Source organism: Tunturiibacter psychrotolerans (assembly GCF_051013365.1).
GTDB lineage: Bacteria > Acidobacteriota > Terriglobia > Terriglobales > Acidobacteriaceae > Edaphobacter > Edaphobacter psychrotolerans_A.
In genome coordinates, this window is sequence record NZ_CP132941.1 from 1,130,211 (window position 1) to 1,150,936 (window position 20,726).

The 20,726-nt window shown below is 58.7% G+C and carries 17 protein-coding genes; 11 read left to right on the top strand and 6 right to left on the bottom strand.

Translation table 11 applies throughout. From position 1 onward, the window contains the following. Window positions 1–80: 80 nt before the first annotated feature. Window positions 81–2,921 carry a M16 family metallopeptidase gene (locus RBB76_RS04640; protein WP_429628572.1) on the top strand — a complete coding sequence of 947 codons (2,841 nt, stop codon included), beginning with the start codon at window positions 81–83 and terminating at the stop codon, window positions 2,919–2,921. Between the two features lie 123 nt (window positions 2,922–3,044). Here RBB76_RS04640 and sucD read toward each other — a convergent pair whose 3' ends face one another. Both sucD and sucC read right to left on the bottom strand, forming a co-directional pair. Next, window positions 3,045–3,920: a succinate--CoA ligase subunit alpha gene (gene sucD, locus RBB76_RS04645; RefSeq protein ID WP_353063600.1), complete on the bottom strand. Its 876-nt coding sequence runs from the start codon at window positions 3,918–3,920 to the stop codon at window positions 3,045–3,047. 229 nt (window positions 3,921–4,149) lie between these two features. Then, the gene (gene sucC / locus RBB76_RS04650) at window positions 4,150–5,319 is read right to left on the bottom strand and encodes an ADP-forming succinate--CoA ligase subunit beta (RefSeq protein ID WP_429628571.1); all 1,170 of its coding nucleotides are present in this window, start codon (window positions 5,317–5,319) and stop codon (window positions 4,150–4,152) included. A 204-nt stretch (window positions 5,320–5,523) separates the two neighbouring features. Between sucC and trpD the strand changes: the two genes are divergently transcribed. The 3 genes from trpD to RBB76_RS04665 all read left to right on the top strand — a co-directional run bounded on the left by trpD (window position 5,524) and on the right by RBB76_RS04665 (window position 7,367). Further along, window positions 5,524–6,573 carry an anthranilate phosphoribosyltransferase gene (trpD, locus tag RBB76_RS04655; protein WP_429628570.1) on the top strand — a complete coding sequence of 350 codons (1,050 nt, stop codon included), beginning with the start codon at window positions 5,524–5,526 and terminating at the stop codon, window positions 6,571–6,573. 18 nt (window positions 6,574–6,591) lie between these two features. Beyond that, window positions 6,592–6,933: an L-rhamnose mutarotase gene (locus RBB76_RS04660; RefSeq protein WP_429628569.1), complete on the top strand. Its 342-nt coding sequence runs from the start codon at window positions 6,592–6,594 to the stop codon at window positions 6,931–6,933. A 74-nt stretch (window positions 6,934–7,007) separates the two neighbouring features. Beyond that, window positions 7,008–7,367: a YbjQ family protein gene (locus tag RBB76_RS04665; protein WP_429628568.1), complete on the top strand. Its 360-nt coding sequence runs from the start codon at window positions 7,008–7,010 to the stop codon at window positions 7,365–7,367. A 17-nt stretch (window positions 7,368–7,384) separates the two neighbouring features. Here RBB76_RS04665 and RBB76_RS04670 read toward each other — a convergent pair whose 3' ends face one another. Next, complete coding sequence (locus RBB76_RS04670; RefSeq protein WP_429628567.1) at window positions 7,385–8,476, bottom strand: class I SAM-dependent methyltransferase; 1,092 nt, start codon at window positions 8,474–8,476, stop codon at window positions 7,385–7,387. A gap of 238 nt (window positions 8,477–8,714) precedes the next feature. On the opposite strand from RBB76_RS04670, the gene RBB76_RS04675 reads away from it, so the two are divergent. Both RBB76_RS04675 and RBB76_RS04680 read left to right on the top strand, forming a co-directional pair. Further along, window positions 8,715–9,107 carry a VOC family protein gene (locus RBB76_RS04675; protein ID WP_429628566.1) on the top strand — a complete coding sequence of 131 codons (393 nt, stop codon included), beginning with the start codon at window positions 8,715–8,717 and terminating at the stop codon, window positions 9,105–9,107. A 26-nt stretch (window positions 9,108–9,133) separates the two neighbouring features. Next, on the top strand, window positions 9,134–9,574 hold the full coding sequence (locus RBB76_RS04680; RefSeq protein ID WP_429628565.1) for a VOC family protein: 441 nt from the start codon (window positions 9,134–9,136) through the stop codon (window positions 9,572–9,574). A gap of 66 nt (window positions 9,575–9,640) precedes the next feature. Here the strand turns inward: RBB76_RS04680 and RBB76_RS04685 are convergent, their stop codons facing one another. Together RBB76_RS04685 and RBB76_RS04690 are read right to left on the bottom strand one after the other, a co-directional pair. Beyond that, entirely contained in the window at window positions 9,641–11,860 is a 2,220-nt protein-coding gene (locus tag RBB76_RS04685) for a S53 family peptidase (RefSeq protein ID WP_429628564.1), read from the bottom strand. A gap of 310 nt (window positions 11,861–12,170) precedes the next feature. Continuing rightward, a complete protein-coding gene (locus tag RBB76_RS04690) occupies window positions 12,171–14,261 on the bottom strand; it encodes a S53 family peptidase (RefSeq protein ID WP_429628563.1) in 2,091 nt (696 codons plus the stop codon). Between the two features lie 418 nt (window positions 14,262–14,679). Between RBB76_RS04690 and RBB76_RS04695 the strand changes: the two genes are divergently transcribed. Beyond that, window positions 14,680–15,291, top strand: a complete 612-nt coding sequence (locus RBB76_RS04695) for a thymidine kinase (RefSeq protein WP_429628562.1) — start codon at window positions 14,680–14,682, stop codon at window positions 15,289–15,291. Window positions 15,292–15,375: 84 nt separating this feature from the next. Here RBB76_RS04695 and RBB76_RS04700 read toward each other — a convergent pair whose 3' ends face one another. After that, window positions 15,376–16,932: a S10 family peptidase gene (locus RBB76_RS04700; RefSeq protein ID WP_429628561.1), complete on the bottom strand. Its 1,557-nt coding sequence runs from the start codon at window positions 16,930–16,932 to the stop codon at window positions 15,376–15,378. Between the two features lie 92 nt (window positions 16,933–17,024). Here RBB76_RS04700 and RBB76_RS04705 point away from each other — a divergent pair, with 92 nt between their 5' ends. From RBB76_RS04705 to RBB76_RS04720, 4 genes are all read left to right on the top strand, one after another. Further along, a complete protein-coding gene (locus RBB76_RS04705) occupies window positions 17,025–17,555 on the top strand; it encodes a superoxide dismutase family protein (RefSeq protein ID WP_429628560.1) in 531 nt (176 codons plus the stop codon). A 71-nt stretch (window positions 17,556–17,626) separates the two neighbouring features. After that, entirely contained in the window at window positions 17,627–18,439 is an 813-nt protein-coding gene (locus RBB76_RS04710; RefSeq protein WP_429628559.1) for an RNA polymerase sigma factor, read from the top strand. Between the two features lies 1 nt (window position 18,440). Then, window positions 18,441–19,463 (top strand): anti-sigma factor family protein, encoded by a 1,023-nt coding sequence (locus RBB76_RS04715; protein ID WP_429628558.1) that lies wholly within the window; start codon window positions 18,441–18,443, stop codon window positions 19,461–19,463. Beyond that, window positions 19,460–20,725 (top strand): B-box zinc finger protein, encoded by a 1,266-nt coding sequence (locus RBB76_RS04720; RefSeq protein ID WP_429628557.1) that lies wholly within the window; start codon window positions 19,460–19,462, stop codon window positions 20,723–20,725. The genes RBB76_RS04715 and RBB76_RS04720 overlap by 4 nt, the downstream gene beginning before the upstream one ends. Window position 20,726 lies beyond the last annotated feature (1 nt).

Genomic DNA, 20,726 nt, shown 5'->3' on the forward strand with positions numbered 1-20,726 from the left:
TTGGTATCATCCTCTCACCGTTGCTATCCGAGTAAGCAGGCACTCTCTCAAAGACCTGGCCGGGCCTCCGTGGAGAAAAGATGAAAGCACCTCAGTTCGCACTCAAGAAAATCGCCGCAGCGGCGTTCGCTTGCGGCATCGCAACCGCGTCGATGGCGATGGCCGCAGACAATCTGCCATCCGCCAAGCCGCTGAAGCTACCCGAACTCAAGTACGAAAAGTACACTCTGCCGAACGGCCTGGTCGTCCTTACCCACGAGGACCATCGCCTGCCGCTCGTCGCAATCGATCTCTGGTACCACGTCGGTCCTCTCAATGAGCGCGCAGGACGCACCGGGTTTGCTCACCTCTTCGAGCACATGATGTTTGAAGGCTCCGAGCACGTCGGCGAAAAAGCCCACTTCAAATATCTCGAAGGCGCGGGCGCGACCGACATCAACGGCACCACCGACTTCGACCGCACCAACTACTTCGAAACGCTCCCCAGCAATCAGCTCGAGCTGGGCCTCTGGCTCGAAAGCGACCGCATGGGCTTCCTCCTAGAAGGTCTCGACCGGACCAAGCTCACCAACCAGCGTGACGTCGTCCGCAATGAGCGCCGCCAGGGCGAAGGCACTCCGTACGCACTGGCTGACGAGCAGGCCTACCACATGCTCTTCCCGCAGGATCACCCCTACTACGCCTCCGTCATCGGCTCCCACGCCGACATCGAAGCCGCGCGCATCAACGACATCCGCGACTTCCACCAGCATTTCTACACGCCCAACAACGCCAGCATCGCCATCGCCGGCGACTTCGACGCAGCGAAGCTAAAAGCGCTCCTCACGAAATACTTCGGCCCCATCCCGCACGGCCCTGCCGTCGAGCCAGTGACTATAAAAACCCCGCCGATCACCGCTCAGAAGCGCGCCACTGTCACGGACACCGTCCAACTCCCGCGCCTCACCGTCGCGTGGCTTACCCCTCCGGTCTTCACTCCAGGCGACGCCGACACCGACATCCTCGTTCACATCCTGGGTGGTGGCAAAGCCAGCCGACTCTATCGCAAGCTCGTCTACGAGCAGCAGGTCGCACAAACCGTCACCTGCAATCTCAACGCTCTCAAGCTGGGTTCGGTCGCGAACTGTGACATCACTGCCAAACCTGGCGTTTCGCTCGATACCCTGGAAGCAGCGCTTTGGAAAGAGGTAGCCAGCCTTCAGACAGATGGCCCGACCCAGGCCGAACTCGACCGCGCCCGCACCGTCGACGTGACCGCGAAGATCAGCGGCCTCCAGCGCCTCGGCGGCTTCGGCGGCGTTGCCGACACACTCGATCGCTACAACCAGTTCCTCGACGACCCTGGCTATCTTCCGAAAGACATCGCTCGCTACCAGGCAGCCACCATCGCCTCGGTCAAGCAGGCCGCCGCACAATACCTCGGCAAAGATCAAAGCGTGGTCGTCAACTGCGTCCCGGGCAAGAAGGTCGTAGACGACGTCCCCCGCAGCCCCGACAACACCGACGCCGACGTCAAGCTCACCGCTCCCTACACGGCGCAGTTTGAGGATCAACAGAACTGGCGTAAGACCGCACCCGCGCCCGGCCCAACCACGGCCTTCCATCTTCCCGTTCCAAAGACCTTCACCCTCGCCAACGGACTGCAGGTCTATCTGCTTGAAGACCACTCGCTCCCGGTCTTCAGCGCTGCAGTGGTAGCGCGCGCCGGCAGCGAATCTGACACTCCCGCGAAGGCTGGCCTCGCCGGCTTTACCGCGCGCCTCCTCACCGAAGGAACCACGCAACGCTCCGCCACCCAACTCGCCGACGAGGCCGAGCAGATCGGCACCACGCTCACCTCCGCCGCCGACGTGGACAGCGCCAACGCCAGTCTCAATGCACTCAGCAACAACACCGAAGCTGGCCTCGATCTGCTGTCCGATGTCATCGAGCACCCGACCTTCGCGCCTGAAGAGGTCGAGCGCATCCGCAAACAGCGCCTCGTCGCCATTCTGCAGGAAGGCGACCAGCCCGTAGCCTCCGTTCTCCGCGTGGGCTTCCGCACCCTCTATGGAGACCACCCCTACGGCATCCGGCCCATCGGAAACACCGACGGCATCAAGTCCATCACACGCGACGACATCGCAAGCTTCTGGCAGGCCCACTACGGCCCGAAAGATTCCGCGCTCGTCCTCGCGGGAGACGTCAGCGAATCCGAGGTCAGACACCTCTCCGAAAAGTATTTCAAATCCTGGACGGGCACAGCCTCCACAGCAGTCGCCGTTCCTGCTGCACCCACTCCACCGGGCCTCAAGATCGTCATCGTAGACAAACCCGGCGCGCCGCAGACCGCTCTCTTCGCCATCGGTCTCGGTCTCCCCCGCACCACGCCAGACTATCCCGCCGTCATGATCATGAACAATGTGCTCGGCGGCCTCTTCGCCAGCCGCATCAACATGAACCTGCGCGAAGAGCATGGCTACACCTACGGCGCAAGCTCAGGCTTCATGATGTACCGCACGGGAGGCCCCTTCTACAGCGGCGCCCAGGTCCGCACCGACGTCACCGCTCCCGCCGCCAAGCAACTCATGCTGGAGCTCAACCGCATCCGCACCGATCCCCCCACCGAGGCCGAACTCAAGCTCGCAAAGGACTCTCTCCTCCATTCACTCCCCGGCGACTTTGAAACCACCAAGGCCTCCATCGGAGGACTTCGTCAACTGTTCGTCTACGGCCTCCCACTCGACTACTTCGCCAAGCTACCCGCAAGATACGAGGCCGTCACGCCAGCCGAGGTCTCGAAGGCCGCTCAAACCGATGTCCACCCCGATCAACTGATCCTCATGGCCGTAGGCGATCGCGCAAAGATCGAACCAAGCCTGAAGGAACTAAACCTCGGTCCAATCGAGTACCGCGACACCACCGGCAACATCATCAAATAACGCACTCCAAACAGAAAAGGCCGCAGAGAATCAACTCTGCGGCCTTTCTTCTTCTCGTTAATACAGTCGTCATCCTGAGCGGAGCGAAGGATCCCTGTATTTCGCCCTTCTGTCTACAACGGTCTAGGCCTTCCCCAGCACCTTCGCCATCGCCTCGCCAATCTCAGCAGGCGACTTGACCACCGTAATTCCCGCTTCTGTCATCGCCTTCATCTTCTCCGCAGCCGTACCTTCACCGCCAGAGATGATCGCGCCCGCATGCCCCATGCGTCGTCCCGGAGGAGCTGTCTGCCCCGCGATAAACCCGACCACCGGCTTCTTCACATGCTCTTTGATGTACTTCGCCGCAGCCTCTTCCGCCGAGCCGCCGATCTCGCCGATCATGATGATCGCCTCAGTCTCCGGATCCTCATTCAGCAGCTTCAGCGCATCGATATGAGTCGTCCCAATAATCGGATCGCCGCCAATTCCAATCGCCGTAGACTGCCCAATCCCACGCGTCGTCAACTGATACACCGCCTCATACGTCAGCGTTCCAGACTTCGAAACAATCCCCACCGAGCCTTCCTTATGAATCCGCCCCGGCATGATCCCGACCTTCGCCTTGCCCGGAGAGATCACACCCGGACAGTTAGGTCCAATCAGACGCGTCTTCGTTCCCTTCACGAACTCCCACGTCTTCACCATGTCGAGAACAGGAATCCCCTCGGTGATGCAGATCACAAGAGGCACCCCCGCAGCCGAAGCCTCCAGAATCCCATCCGCAGCAAACGGCGGCGGCACAAAGATCACCGACACATTCGCGCCCGTCTCCTTCACCGCTTCTTCGACCGTGTTGAACACCGGCCAGCCTTCATGCGTGGTCCCACCCTTACCCGGCGTCACACCACCAACCACCTTCGTGCCATACTCCGCGCAGCCCTTCGCGTGAAACGTCCCCTCACGTCCGGTAATTCCCTGCACAATCAGCCGCGTATTCTTATCAACGAGAACTGCCATTAGCCACCAAACCTTTCAGTCATACTCGACCCTCTGCACTCACCTGTTGTAGCAAGTTCGTCGAGGGCAGGTACAAAACTTGCGCCGCATTCAGGACAGACCATGTTTCTCTCCTGACTAATCATTGCTCTGACTGTATGAGACCTACCATTACGGACAACGTGTCCCTTTACTGAACAAGATTTATCACTCTTAACTACAAATCCGCTCGTTGTCGGTCTCTTCGCGATCATTTCGCCGCAGCAACCGCCAAATCAGCTGCTTCTTTCATCGTCTGTCCCACTTGGAAGTTCAATCCCGAATCAGCCAGAATCTTCCGGCCCTCTTCCACGTTCGTTCCTTCGAGCCGCAGAATAATCGGTATCTTCACGCCCAGCTTCTTCGCGGCGTTCACCACGCCCTGCGCCAGCACATCCACGCGCAAGATTCCGCCAAAGATGTTGATGAAGATCGCCTTCACATTCGGATCGCTCAGCAAGATGCCAAATGCATTTTCAATCTGCTCCTGATTCGCACCACCGCCAACGTCAAGGAAGTTCGCCGCACTGCCGCCGGCGTACTGAATGATGTCCATCGTCGCCATCGCCAAGCCGGCACCATTCACCATGCAGGCAATTGTGCCATCGAGCTTGATGTAGTTCAGCGCAAACTTGCTCGCCTCAACTTCCAACGGATCTTCTTCCGCCAGATCGCGAAGCTCTTTCAGATCCTTATGCCGGAACATCGCGTTGTCGTCGAAGTTGATCTTGCAGTCGAGCGCCAGCAGCTTGTCATCCTTCGTCGTGATGAAAGGATTGATCTCCATCAGCGTCGAATCCGTCTCAACAAAAGCCTTGTAGAGGCCAGTCATGAACTTCACGGCATCGTTGATCTGCGTCGTCTTCAGCCCCAGCTTGAACGCAAGCTTCCTGGCCTGATAAGGCGCGAACCCAACGGCCGGATCGATGTACTCCTTGTAGATAAGCTCCGGCGTAGCATGCGCGACCTCTTCAATCTCCATTCCACCCGACTGCGAGGCCATAAACACGACCTTCGCCGAAGCCCGGTCGAGCACCAACCCAAGGTAAAGCTCGCGCTCGATCGCCGATCCCTCTTCAATCAGCAGCCGCTGCACTTTCTGCCCCGCAGGCCCCGTCTGATGCGTCACCAACTGCATCCCCAGGATCGCCTTCGACGCCGCATTCGCCTCTTCGAGCGTTCTCGCAAGCTTCACGCCGCCGCCTTTTCCGCGCCCACCAGCATGGATCTGCGCCTTCACCACGACAACCTTATTTCCCGCGCCAAACAGGCTCTTCGCAGCAGTGTCTGCCTGCTCCAGGGTTGTTGCCATCTCGCCGCCCGGAACCGGCACACTGTACTTCCGCAGAATCTCTTTAGCCTGATACTCGTGAATTTTCATAAGTTGTCTTCGGAAACTTCGTCCCGCGCGAGAAGTGTAGCGGAGTCCAACAACAGCTCGCAATCGCAAACTCGCACAACCGTGCGTTTACCGCGCACGCAGATTAACGAATCAACAAGAATGCTGAACACCGACAGACTCGCTCACTTGCTAACCGTCTGACTGCCGACTCGCTGCTCTTCCTACCTGCTACGCTTTAACTTGATGCCGCCGCAACCTCATCTTCAACAGATCCTCGAAGCCCGCACCTCTCTCACCCGAGAACAAGCCCGCGACCTCATGCATCAGATCCTCGGCGGCCAACTCACCGACATCGAGATCGCCGCTCTCCTCGGAGCACTCGCTGCCCGCGGCGAAACTGCCTCCGAGATCTCCGGCTTCGTCGACGCCATGCGCACCGCCGTCACCTCCATTCCACTCTCCGACACGGAGCGGCTCAATTTAGTAGACACCTGCGGCACCGGTGGTGACGCGAGCGGCACCTTCAACATCTCCACTGCCGCAGCCCTCGTCGCCGCAGCCACCGGAGCAACATCCGGCTGCAACCTCATGGTCGCCAAACACGGCAATCGCGCCGTCACCTCGCAGACCGGCTCCGCCGACGTCCTCGAAGCCCTCGGCATCCCCGTCGACCTCAGCCCCGACGGTGCCGCAACGAATCTACGCTCTCACCGCTTCGCCTTCCTTCACGCCCCAAGCCTTCATCCCGCGATGAAGGCCGTCATGCCGGTCCGCCGCGCCCTTGGAGTCCGCACCATCTTCAACATCCTCGGCCCCCTCACCAACCCAGCCGGAGCCTCCGCGCAGGTGATGGGCGTCTACTCTCCTCACATGGTCCCTATCGTCGCCGAAGCCATGGCTCTGCTCGGCACGCGCCACGCCTTCGTGGTCCATGGCAACACCTTCGGCGAAAAAGGCCTCGACGAGATCTCCATCAGCGGCCCCAGCCAACTCGCGGAAGTTCACGACGGTGTCGTCACAATCACCACCATCACCCCCGAAGATCTCGGCTTCCAACGCTCTGACCTCGAGTCGCTCCGCGGAGGCAACGCGCAAGCCAACGCAGCCATCCTCACCTCCATCTTCTCCGGCGAGCGAGGCCCCCGCCGCGACATCGTCCTGCTCAACGCTGCTGCCGTTCTCGTCGTCGCCGACCTTGCCCTCGATCTACCGACCGGCATCGCCCTCGCCGCCAAAACCATCGACTCCGGAGCCGTCACCAAACTCATCGACAATTTGAGAACCCATCCTTAAGCGCGCAGTGGAGAAAAGATGACCGGCAAACAGATCGGCAAGCAGCGAGTCTGCTTCATGCTTCAAGTCAAACCCGACCGCCTCGAAGAGTATCGTCTGCGCCATGCAGCCGTCTGGCCTGACATGATTGAAGCGTTGCAACGCACCGGCTGGCACAACTACTCCCTCTTCCTCACGCCTCGCGGAGAGCTCATCGGCTACCTCGAAACCGACGACTTCCAACTCGCTCAAAGGAAGATGCGCGACGAGCCCGTCAATGCGCGCTGGCAGTCGGAGATGAAGGACTTCTTCGTCGAAACTGCCGTCAAAGACCCCGACCAGCTCATGTCGCCCATCGACGAAGTCTTCCACCTCGACTAGCGACGTTCCATCAACCGGAACCAAACCAACTCCCGCCTCGTACCTTATCTCAGCAGTCAGGAGCTCTCTCCACCATGTCGACCTACCCGCCGCCGTCTTCTTCCATCAACCCCGCCTTCGTCACCTCGGCCCTCGAACTTCCCGGCTTCCGAATCGTCCAGAACATCGGCGTCGTCCGCGGCATCGTGGTCCGTTCGCGCAACGTCCTCGCGACCATCGGCGCAGGCCTCCAAACCATCGTCGGCGGCGACATCACACTCTTCACTGAGCTCTGCGAGAAGACTCGCCAGGACTCGTTCGCCATGATGACGCTCCACGCTGCACAACTCGGCGCCAACGCCGTCATCGCCTTCCGCTACGACGCCAACGAGCTCATGAACGGAGTCACCGAAGTCCTCGCTTACGGCACCGCGGTCATCGTCGAAAAGCACTAGCGCAACCGAAGCCTCCCCTAAGCCCGCGTTTCGAAAACCATATTAAACGGCGTCTCTGCAGCTTTGCGGAAGTGCGTGAACCCTCCCTTTCGCACCACCTCCTCAATCTTCGCCGGACCAGCCTGCGCACCGAGGCCGAGACCAACCTCCTGCGCCAGCGAACAAGGCACACAGATCGTCGCCGAAGCAGAATAATAGATCCGCCCCACGGGATTATGGTTTGTCGCTGTATCGTCGTTGGCAAACGGCTCGACAATCATCCACGTCCCGCCCGGTGCCAGAGTCGTCTTCACATACTTCGCCGCTCCCGCCGGATCGCCCATATCGTGCAGACAGTCGAAGAAGGCCACAAGATCGTAGTTCTTCCCCGGAAACGCCTTCGCAGGAGCCACTTGAAATGTCACACGATCGGCAACTCCAGCAGCCTTCGCCTTCTCGCGTGCCTTTTCAATCGACGGACTGTGATAGTCGAACCCAGAGAACTTTGACGCCGGATACGACTTCGCCATCAACAGCGTCGACGCTCCATGTCCGCACCCGATATCCGCAACGCGCGCGCCAGCCTTCAGCTTCGCCTCCACTCCTTCAAGCGCCGGAATCCAACTAGAGACGAGGTTCGCAAGATAGGTCGGTCGAAAAAACCGCTCACACCCTTCAAACAGCCCCCGCTCATGTTCATGCCAGCCCATCCCGTTACCGGTCCGGTAGATCTCCGTCAGCTTCTCTTCATCCTTCATCACCGAAGCCATCATGTGATAAAACCCCGGCAGATGTACCGGCGTGTCATCGAGCGCCATTACCATCGCCTGCTCGGGAGTCAGAAAAAACGTCCCCTTCTCTGCGTCATACTCCACCAGGTGCCCCGCGGCATTCGCATTCAGCCACTCGCGCACGTAGCGTTCCGCAGTCCCTGTCTTCTTTGCCAACTCCGCCGGAGTGACCGGAACTCCATCCCCCATCGCACGGTAGAGGCCAAGCCTGTCGCCGATCAGAATCAGAGGTGCCTGCATCGCCGCACCCATATCCTGAACGACACGACCCAACAGCGCATTCAGCGCATCGGGATTGATCGTCCGCCCCTGTGGAGCGGCCTGTTGTGTTGTAGACATCGCAATCTCCTCGGAAAAAAGCAATCCGGGATCGCGGTAACGTCCATGAAGGTGTAGGAGCTCTTGATTAGCCACACGTACCGGCACGTTACGTCGCGCAGATCCTCGGGGCCCATCAACTGCCGACGAGCATACGCGCCGCAAACTCCAAAGGTCAACGCGCAAACCCGGCCGCTCCCGAGACTCCCTGCAATCAATCTCTTGTGTATATACTCGACTTCAAATTCAAGGAGGCTTCATGGCCCGAGTCACCGGCATTGGCGGCGTCTTTCTTCGCGCACGCGACCCCAAATCCCTCTCAGCCTGGTACGTCAAACACCTCGGCATCACCCTCTCCGACTACGGCGGCGCCACCTTCCTCTGGTCCGACGAGGTCCCCCCCACGACCGGCATGACCACCTGGTCGCTCTTCCCCGAAAACACCAAGAACTTCGGCCCAGGCAATGAAAAAGGCCCGCAGCAAGCCATGATCAACTACCGCGTCGACAACCTCGAAGAACTCCTCGCACAGCTCGCAGCGGAGAACATCCCCATTGACCCCGAACGCCATAGCGCCGACTACGGCCACTTCGCCTGGATCACCGATCCCGAAGGCAACCGCATCGAGCTCTGGCAACCGCTCGCCGACTGATCATCAGCGGCCGAAAGGAAAATCTCATGCCAACTCTCGAGACCGAAGCCGAAAAGAGCACTCTCAACATCAAGCAGGCCGTCCCGTTCTTCTGGGTCTCGAACATGGAGGCATCCCTCCGCTTCTACGTCGACGGCCTCGGTTACACCAGGACCAAAGAATGGATCCACAACGGAAAGCTGCGCTGGTGCTGGCTCGAACGGGACAGCGCAGCCCACATGCTCCAAGAGTATGAGCCAGGCAAAGCTCCTTCAACCAAACGAGGCGAAGGCGTCTCCATCTGCTTCCAGTGCAACGACGCTCTCGCCATCTACCACCAGGCGATCGCCCGAGGCCTTCACCCCCAACGCCCGTTCGTCGGCAACGCCATGTGGGTCGTCATCCTCACGGACCCCGACGGTTACAAATTAGACTTCGAAAGTCCCACCGACGCCCTCGAAGAGTCCCTCTACACAGAAGAAAAATAGTCAGCATTGCTGGTTTTAAAAAAAGGCCACTCGTTAGAGTGGCCTTTCGTTAACAAGCACCGCTTGTTACTGGAAAGCTTTATTCCAGTTCTTCACCAGATTGTTTACATTCACCGTGCCAATACCAGTCGCAAAGTCCCAACCTCGATTGCTGTTGTACGCTTTCTCATAAGCTTTGCTCGTAACGGACAAGACTCCGTTCGTGCCAGAAGGCGTATAGCAGCTGTATGGACCGAGGCAGTTCACGTCAATATCTCCCTGCGTAATGTCGTAGAACGTGCACGAGCTATCGACACCGTTACCCAGCGTCGAGTTACACGAGTTGTTGCCGGTCCCTCCATACTCTTTATTCGCCAGCGCATAGTACACATAGTTCGGATTACCCTGAGGCGTACCTGTCGATTGGTTCACCAGCGCCTGGATACCTGCCAGAATCGGAGACGCGAACGACGTACCACCTGCGCCTGACCAGTTGGCCGGATCTCCCGTGCAAGGTGCGCCATAGTAGCCCGGCGTAGGATCGCTGTAGCAGAAAACGTAGTAATGTCCAAACACCCCGTTCGCCGCAAACAACGAGACATCAGGAATATCCCGCACTCCATCGGTCGGATTTCCATACATCCCACGCTGGTAGTTTGGCTTCGAGTAACCTTTGCATGTCCCGCTCTTCGCTGGCAGTCCGCTCGGCGGGTTATAGTCCGGGGTGTAAATCAGGCTGTATCCATACGCGCAGTTGCTCGGACCACCGCTCCCGCTCGCCGTAGACAGAAAATATTCTTCACCCTCCGGCGAATTACAAAAACCGTTTGCGCCGTATGGCACGTTATACCCAACTAGGTTCGTAATGAGCGTGCTGGCGCAGGAATCATTCCAGGGAATCTCTGGAATATATGACTTCGCCGAGCCATAGATCGAGTTGTTCTTTGACTTCCAGTAATCCGTGACGGTTCCTGCGTACGCGTCGCCAAAATCAGTTCCGCCAACGGCCACGTTGTAAGGTGTGGAAGCAAATCCACTGACCGCGATGCCATAAACAGCGACGGCCTCATCGGCATCGCAGCTCGCAGCACCTTCATCGCCCGACGACACAAACACCGACACGCCCTCCGATGCGGCCTGCTGGTAGGTCTGGTTGTACATAGCGTTCTGCGCGGCTCCATTCTCTGCCTCGCACTCTCCATAGCTGATGCTCATGATCGGTGGCGGTAGATTCTCGTTCACCAGCGATTGCATCGCAAGCAGTCCGCCGAAGGTCGTCTCGGTGTCTTTGCAGGACGCCAGGACGATCGCCGCATTCGGAGCCGCCGCGCTCGCATACTCCGCATCCAGAATCGCCTCGCCGTCAGCGCCATTCACGCCCGGGTTCTTGCATCCTCCCGGATGAATCTGCGTGAAGCTGCCCTTTGTATACTTCGACAGACCGAACGTACTGCGAAACACATCCCAATCCTTGGTTGAGTACACGTTAGTATCTTCGATCACCACCACTGTCTCGCCCTTCCCCGTCACGCCGCTTTTGTAGACCGGGTCGAAGTCGTAGATGGTGTGCAGGTCATCCGGCACCACCAGCTGGTAATCGGCGTTTACCGTAAACTCCGGCTTTGACTTAGGCGTAATTGCTCTTGAAGCCCCATTAATGCGCGCCGAGCTAATGCCCCTGTTCGCTGGCTTCGGACGGAAGTCATTCAATGAGGCCACTCCGACGACTGCATCCTGCAGCGCCGCAGGAATCTGCGGGTTCGACATATTCGCAATATGCGGCGTACCCTTCACGCTCAAGTTATGAATCTCAGTTCGGAATGCAGCCTTCACCTGGCTCGCGTTCCCGGAGAAATCCACCACCAGTCCGCTCTTGGACACGCTGTTGATCGCGAATCCATTCTTCTCAAGCCATCCCGTGACGGCCGCAATATCCTTGGCGTTCGGGCCATAGTCCGATCCCAGTTGCTCGGCTGTCAGCCAATGGTGAAAGTCAGGACTTCCCGGCTCATACTGCCGCTCGATCAGGTCAGTGAGCGCTGCCTCCCGCTCCGAAGGCCTCCTGAGCAACAGCAGCATGTGCTCCAGTTGCATCGAGCCATCCACGGCGCCTCGATCATTCCGCGCATTTGCTTCAGGGCGAACATTGCCAGCCAGCGTGACCATGTTGGTTTCCGAGACTGGGGCTGTGACGGTTGACCTTGCGGTCGTGGAAGTCTGCGCTTGAGCGCCCGGCAACAGGGAAAATCCCATCGCCGTTAGGCAGAAAGATTGCACCATCGTGGTGCAAAGAGAACGTAGCTTCATAGAAGTAGCCTCATTGAATTGGTCTAGCGGTCTGAATCGACTGCGGGCGAAGCGTAAGACGTACAACGAACGTGGGATTGCGGGGGTTCGTGCTTGATGCAAGGTCTCGACGGTGGACGAATACTACGGTTGTCCTCCGGGTCAGGTCAAGCTCGAAAATATTTTTTGCATAAGGCGAAAATTAAGTTCAGCAACTTGCACATGTTCGGCACCCGCTAAGTCCAGGCAAAATAAAGGACAGGCGCTCTAGAAGAACGCCTGCCCCGTAACGCAAACACAGTAGTTTTCAGGAAGTCTTATCCCCGATCCCCTACTGCACAGCCTTCACGACTTGATTAATGAACGTTGTCCCATTCGGCGTGCCCAGTCCAGTCACGTTGTCCCATCCAGGACCTGTAACCAGCGACGAGTCCGTCCCGAAGGTGAACAGGTCCCAGCGAGTCGAATTAGGGCTGTTGTACAACGCACTGACAAACAGCTTCGTATTTTGCAGCGGTTGCGCCAAATCGGTCTGGCTTTCAAAGATCGGAGCATTCGGCGGATCGATGATCAGTCCGGACACGTTCAGCAGCGTATCAACCGGCGTCAGATTGACGTCGATAATTGCCTTTTCAGGCAGTTCATAGAGGATTGGCGCCGCCTCTCCGATCGGCCCTCCCCCGGCCGCCTGGTTCGCAATCGCCCAAAGGCCGGAAAACATCGGACAAGACAGGCTGGTCCCGCCGAACACCTCAACCGTCACGTTTGCAGGATTGCCATCAGGAGAGACGACGATCTCGCTGCCGGTCTGCGGGTCAGCATTCATGGAGATATCAGGCACCTGGCGGAACTTACCCTTCAGGCTCTTCTGGAACTTCGGCTTCGCATAAACCACGCTTGTGCCGCCTCCGGACCCGCTCTCGAAGCCCTCAAAGGTCGGGGGAACAAGCGGCGCATTCGGAGCCGGAGTGGTCAGGAAGGCAACGTTCAAACCCCATCCCGTCTGCAGCTTGATGTTGTCCTTCGAGTCCAGAAACGTACTGGTACCGCCAATCGCTGTCACAAACGGAGAGTCGGCATTTGCGTTGACAGACACCGCGTTGATCCCGAAGTCCTCATTGTTGGTTATCAGTTGATCCCCGTCGTCGCCCGTAGAGACGTTGAGCGAGATCCCTAACGCAGCGGCAATCTGCGCAATACCGTTCTCTACCACGAGTTCAGCTGGATCCAGCTCCTTCAGTGCTATCTCCGAAAGCCCGAAGCTGTTCGAGATCACGTTGCCATATTGATTCCCGATGGCAGCCAGATCTCCAAGATCGAGATTGGTCAATGAGTTGTCGACAGTCAACACCAGGACGATGTTGGCGTTGGGAGCGATCGCATGCGCCCACTCCACATCGAGTGTAGTTTCGAACTGCCAGTCCCCCGAGATGCACCCGTTGGTCGCAGTGCAGGTCACCGGTCCGGTCGGCGTGACGATCTGGAAGTTCGCGGGGGTCAGAGCGGGCAATCCGTTGAGTTGAGAGAACAGGTTGGCATCGGAAAGAATGCTGTTCGAACCGAAAGCATCCACAATGACGATGGTCTGGCCCGTACCATCCAGGCCCTTTTTATAGAGCTGCTTCAGCCCGTACGCGGTTTGGATCTCATTCGCGTCATAGCCGCACGGCGGTAGATTGGGCGGGGCGGCATTGGCGATGTTGGCTCCATAGCGATTGCCGGCATAGAACGCCTCCGGGAAACTCCCATCTGTTTTGAAGACGTGCGACTCCGCTGGACGGAGACAATCCGCGCTGAAGAAGAGTCCATCCGGGCCGGCAGAGGAGATAGAAACTCCCGCGTAGGGCACACGAGTTTCAGGATTAACGGCAGGCCTCGCCATCGCCTTGTACCGAAGATCGCTCAGCCCCTGCACCGTCGCCACCAGCGGAGCAGCAGCTCCAGTAACCGTGGCTGGAGTCGCGTTGGCATGGTGCATCACTCCATTCACCATCACCTTGTTGATCTTGGTGTTGAACGCCGTCTGCGCGTCGCCGACGTTGCCCTGCGCCACCACAAAGCGGTTGTTCTTCTCCGTCGACATCACCTTCAGGTTGTGAGCCGTCAAGTAGTCGCGAACCGTACCAACTTCCTTGTCGGTGGGAGCATACTGCTCATTCAGCTGCTTAAAAGTCAGGAATCGATGGTAGGTCGGGGAACTCGAGTCATACATCTGCTCGACAGCCGTATCCAAAGCTGCCTTGTTATGCGGATTGAGCCAGACCGTCACGGAGATCGGTTTGGACTCGTCTTCCGGCCCGACTATATTCGCCGTCTGGCCAGCTGGGGCAGCGAATGCCGAACCTGTCATCAGCGCCATAAGTCCGAGCGCTGCGAAGGTTAGGGGAGGAGACACACGTCTACGAAAGGAGTGCTGCGTCATGGCAATATCCTCGTTAACTCGTTAAATTGGTTTGTCTGTCCGATTGGTTTTGGGAGAAGATGGCTGCAACGCGAGCAGGTCTGTGAAGCGTCCTCTTGGGGGGCCCGGGGAGATCGGTGGACGAATACTAAGATCGCCCCAACCCTGCGGTCAAGCCTCCGGATCACTTTGCATGATGTAAAAATAAAGTTCACAAACGTGTCACATTTTTCAGAGCAAAAAACACGCTGCCAAATCACCACGTTTACCATGCAATCCACCACGTTCTCACCAGCAAAAAACCACACCTAAAACGCCGTTTTCCGTAAAACCCCCAGCAAAAACCACGTTTTCTCCCCAAAGAAAAAATTGCGTACCGGAAATCCACCGCGACCCGCGTTTAGGATAGCCAGATACCCCGAACAAAGGCCTCCGCACAATGACCCACCCCATCCCAGGCAGAATCGAAGCCATCGTAGGCCCTATGTTCTCCGGCAAATCCGAGGAACTCATCCGCCGCCTGAAGCGCGCTCGCATCGCCCGCCAGCGCGTCGCCTGCTACAAGCCCGACATCGATCTCCGCTACCACCGCACCTCGATCGCGAGCCACAGCTCGCAGACCCACGAAGCCACCACCGTCACCAACGTCGAGCACCTGAAATCCGCGCTATTCCCGCAGTTAGACGACATCGACGTCATCGGCATCGATGAGGCGCAGTTCTTCGACGACGCCATCATCCCACTCACGGTAGAGCTGGTTCATCTGGGCAAACGCATCCTCCTCGCCGGGCTCGACACCACCTTCAACGCCGAGCCCTTCGGCCCCATTCCCGCCCTCATGGCCATCGCCGACGAGGTCACCAAACTCTCCGCCGTCTGCATGGTTTGTGGCGCTCCCGCCATCCACACCCAGCGCCTCGGCCAAAGCCAGGAGCTCGTTCTCGTAGGCGCCGCCGGCCTCTACGAAGCACGCTGCCGCACTCACTTCGAGCCGTTGCTCGACGAGCACCACTCCGAGCAGCTCGAACTTCCTGCCATCGTCTCCATCTAACGAAATCGCAGCAAAAACCCAACAAAAACGCCAGGGAGAACCAACTCTCCCTGGCGTTTCATCTTGGTTTTACGGCAACGAAGATCAGTGCTTCGACACCATCTCCATCACATCCTTGCGCAGCGCCAACGAACTGGCCGGGCGCGCATAGTACATGTGGCCGCCGGGATACTCGTGCACCTGCACGCGCGTTGGATCGCCCATCGGCGGCATCTGGCTCACCGTTAGAACAGAGCCCATGAACGGGCACGATAGATCCGCCCATCCATGCGCAATCACAACACGCAGCTTGGGATCCGTCGCTACCGCCACTCTCAGATCTGTCGCAGAGGCTGACCCGGCAAAAGCGCCATTACGCCCACTGTTATCCCACATTCTGTTCACATCGAAGGAGAGTGCGTTATAGCTCGCGTCCGTCTTCCAACCCACCGTTCGAGTGACAAAATCCACCATCGCGGTAGTGGTTGGCGCAATAATGCTCAACAAAATCGGGTCTTGCGTCTCCTGCGTCGGGTTATACGGAAAGGGATCGTACGCGGTCACGTTCGGGTCGTACCGGCTGCCCAGCTTGCCCGTCTCGCGAAACTCCTCACGCAAAAACGCCTGTGTCTCCAGCCGTCCGCCCGACTGCTTGACGAACGTCGGATCAAGTCCCGTCAGCTCTGTCACCTTCTTTACCAGCCGAGGAGTGGCGGCCGGATCGCTGTTGCCCTTCATCAGATCCACCGCGTACTCGCCACGTGTGTAGTCAATCACCTCGGCCATGCTCTCGTTCGTCAGCTTGCCCTGCCGCTCATAGTTCGCTGCGACGATCGACGGTAGCGTCATCATCCATGGAATCGGCGAGATATCCTGAGAACCGGCCTGCGGGGAGAGCGCCGGAGATACCAGGACGAGCCCATTCACGGCGACGCCGGTCTGCGACTGCAGATAAGCTGTCAGCCTCGGTCCGCGATACCCGCCATAGCTCTCGCCCACGATGTACTTTCGAGACTGCAGCCGCCCGTTCTTCACCAGCCAGTCGTAGATGTTCCGCGACAGATAGGCAATATCCTGGTCCGGTCCATAGAACTGTTTCTTTGATTCGTCCTCCGACACGAGCGAACGCGAAAAACCTGTCCCGATCGGATCGATGAACACCAGATCCGTGAAGTCGAGCCACGTCCCCTGGTTGTCCGTGAGCGTTGCTGGATCAGACGGGCTCTGTCCCTCCGCACCAAAGGCCACCCTCTTCGGTCCGATCGCGCCCAGGTTCAGATACACTGACGCCGCGCCCGGGCCGCCGTTGAACGCAAACGTTACGGGCCGGTCCTTACCCTCAACGACATAGGAGGTATAGACGACTTCGCCGCTCAATGCGCCCTTACTGTCTCGCACAGGCAGCGTTCCAACCGTTACGGTGTAGTGCAGCGCCTTGCCCTCAAGCTGCATGCTTTGCTCCACATGAGCGTCCGGCGGCAGCGGAGGCAACGTGAGGGAGATCCCCGGCGTGGCGGCAGACTTCGCATCGGCAGGCTTGGCGTCAGCGGGCTTCGCATCCGGAGAAGCCTGGGCAACTGCGGATGGGAGAGAAGAGAAACTTGTGAGTAAGAAAGAAAAAACGAGGAGCTTCGACTGAAACGGCGACCGTGCTGAAATCATCTCCAAATTTTACATAGATGTTGCGAGGCGTCACGCAACCTAAACAAATACTTCGGTATTCTCAACAGGTAGTCGATCTGGAGAATACGCCAATGCGCAAGATGCTCGCCGCCGCTATGACCCTCAGCCTTGTTGCCGTTCCCGCCTTCGCCAAGCCGAAGAACGCTGTCGTCGTTCCCATCAAGACCGGCACTGGCGAAGACGCAGGCACCGCAACCTTCAGTCCCTCGAAAAAGGGTGTCCGTATCAAGCTGGATCTCAAGAACCTGCCTGTCGGCGATCACGGCGTCCACATCCACGCCAAGCCGCTCTGCGACGCACCTGACTTCAAGACCGCCGGTGGCCACTTCAATCCGACCGACAAACAGCACGGCTTCCAGAACCCGATGGGCCATCATGCGGGCGACCTTCCGACCAACGTCACCATCGGCGAAGGCCATATCGGCCAGGCCACCTTCAACGTGGACTATCTCTCGATGGACCCCGCTGCAGCGAACAGCATCCTCGCCAATGGCGGGACCTCGATCGTCATCCACGAAAAGGCGGATGACATGAAGACCGACCCTTCAGGCAACTCCGGCAATCGAATCGCTTGTGGCGTGATCTCAGCTCCAACGCCCTAACTCGTACATATTCTCTGTCTTTGAACCAACCTGAACGCCTGTGCGTATAGTCACGCATGGGCGTTTTACACATGGCGATTCCGACGGTGAACCGGCACATAGGGCTGAAGTCCGTGGCTCGCCGCCTGCCCCGAGCTGCCACGCAGCACGTCAATCAGCCGGCTCCCGGGTTTGTCGATAGGCTACAGGTCCACCAACAAATCAATCCGGCTCCCGTTCCACGCGGTACACTGCTCCCACCGACAAAATCACTTGAGGCGAAGTTGGAGCGTACCCCGGAACAGGAAGCCGCGCAGGAAGCAGTTGCCAAACTGGTGCGCCAGTGCATGGCAGGCGACTCGCAGGCCTGGCAGCAGTTGGTCGCCTCCCAGCATCGCCGCATCTACGCCATCTGCTACCGCTTCACCGGCTCGGGTAGCGACGCCGAGGATCTAACACAAGAGGTCTTTCTCAAGCTTTACAAGAATCTTTCCAGCTTCGACACGCAAAAGGGCAGCTTTCAGACCTGGATTACCACGCTGGCCCGCAATCTTCTGGTCGATCATTTCCGCCGTACCCGGCTCGAGCGCGCCTCCGACTCTCTGGACGCTACCTTTGAAGGCGAGGAAGATGGCCCCACCATGGGCGACCGGCTTGCTGACCCCCGGCCATCTCAAGAGCATCATGTCGCCGGCCTGGAGCTCAAGGTTCGGGTTCAGAACGCGCTCAAACAACTCTCCCCCGAGCTTCGCGAAGCTGTTATTCTGCGCGATCTCGAGGATATGGATTACAAAGAGATATCACAGGTTCTGCGCATACCCGAAGGTACGGTAAAAAGCCGCATCAGTCGCGGTCGCGGGGAACTTGCAAGGCTTCTGCAACGTATAGAAGGGCAGGTGGTTTAAAGTGGCAGACTTCAACAAATTCGGCAGCGGCGGACCCGGTGGACCCGGCGATCCACAGCGCTGCGCGCAATGCGAAGCAATGCTCGTGGATGCGCTCGACGGAACTCTATCGAAGGAAGATCAGGCCACCTTCGACACCCACATGATCGGCTGCCCCAGTTGTGCAGCACTGCTCGCCGACGCGCAGCGTGGAGCCGCCTGGATGGAGATGCTCAAGTCTCCCCGTCCTGAGCCACCGGCTTCACTTTTTGAGAGCATCCTTGCCCAGACCAGCGGCAAATCCTCCCTTGGTCCCGTCAAAGAAGACCAGCCCCCCATCATCCTCGGTAGAACTGACTTCCTTCGTACCCCGACCCCTCTCCCCGGCCATGCGTCCCTGCTCCCTCCCTTGGGTACGCCCCTCGCAACGAATCCTTTCGCATCTGGCAAGGTTCTTCCCTTCCGAACTCGCGTCACCCATGGGCTTCGTTCCTTAGGCCAGACGATGTTGCAGCCGCGTCTTGCGATGACTGCTGCCATGGCTTTCTTCTCGATTGCCCTCACCATGAACCTCACCGGGGTCCGGCTCAGTCAGCTTCGCGCCAGCGACCTCAAGCCCTCCAGCATCCTGCGCAGTTGCTACGAGGCCAAAGCAAAAGTCGTGCGCTACTCCGACAACCTTCGGGTTGTCTACGAACTCGAGTCCCGCGTCCGCGATTTGCAACGCTCCTCGGATGATGAGGGATCGGCCGGAACGGTTAGCACGCCAGCCAACCAGAACGACCCCGCTCAGCAGAACCGCAAACCTGCGGGGCAGCAGCCGGATGATCCTAAGGATCAGAAGCCCGGCCAGAAGAACGACCAGAAGAATGACCAGAAGCAGAACAGCCCCAAACCCAACCCTGGCTCCAGCCGTCGCGAAACTCCCGGCGGAAGTGTCCAGCTAGTAGCGTCTGTTCGTACCCGGGCCCCTCTCCCCTTCCAGTCTCAGAATTTTGTTGTCTTTACTCCCAGTGTCATTAAGTCGGAAGGGGGATTGGTATGAACTGCGCAAACCATCCTGATCGTGAACGTGTTGCTTTTTGCCAGAACTGCGGAAAACCACTCTGCCAGGAGTGCACCCGCACTGTCGGCTCTGCTGTCTTCTGCGAACCCTGCCTTGCTGCCAGACTCGCGGCTGCCGGATCTCCCCCACCCGCTGGCGGAACCTACACAACCGGCCCGTCGGGCGGTACCTACGCTTACAGCGGAAACGAACCTGGCGTGAACTACTCCGTTAGTGGCGTTATCCCGCCCCCGACTCCTCCCGGAGCACCGAATCCCGGCTTAGCCGCGCTTTTGGGCTTCATCCCCGGCGTCGGCGCCATGTACAACGGCCAGTACGCGAAGGGTGTAGTGCACCTGGTAATCTTCGCGATTCTTGTCAGCCTCGCCGACGAGCACGGCATCTTCGGACTCTTCATCGCCGGCTGGATGTGCTACCAGGTGATCGAGGCCTACCACACTGCGAAAGCTCGTCGCGATGGCACTCCTCTCCCAAATCCTTTTGGCCTGAACGATCTTGGCGAGCGTCTTGGCTTCGGAAGATCCTGGCCTGGCACCAGTCATTCGGTTCCTCCTGCTCCCTTCGTTCCACAGGACACCACAAGGACCGGCACCTCCGATGCCGCTGCGAACAGCTCTTACACCCCACCTGCCGCAAGTTACCCTCCCCAGCAACCCTCAGCTGCCTGGGGATCTCCGTGGGAGAGCTACGCCGCACCACCCGTAGCTCCGATCCCGCCCTACGGCACAGCTGCCTACCCAGTCGATCCCAATGTGAATCTTCCGCGTAATCGCTTTCCCGCGGGCGCTCTCTGGCTCATCGGCCTAGGCTGCGTCTTCCTGGTCGGAAATGCTGGCCTCTTCCATCACTTTCCCATCCACCGAATCATCCCCTTCTTCCTCATCGGACTCGGCGTTTGGCTCTTCGTCCACAAGATGACTGGTACAGGCAATGGCATCGCGGACGATGGCACGCCAGCCTACCAATACCGCCTGTTTAGCGCTCTTCGAGGCTCCATATGGGTCATTCTCGTAGGCGTCTTGTTCCTGCTCGACTCCTTCGAGATCCTCTCCTGGTCTCACAGTTGGCCGCTCTTTATTATCGTCGCCGGTCTTATGGCAGTCTTTCAGCGGACCAGCTTCAACTCTGCTGCCGCAGTTGCTTATCCCTACGGAGCCCCGCCCGCTTCCCCGGCCGCACCGCCTCCCCCGGCCAGCACGAGCATCGTTCCTTCCAGCCAGCACGATCAGGAAGGGAGCTAAA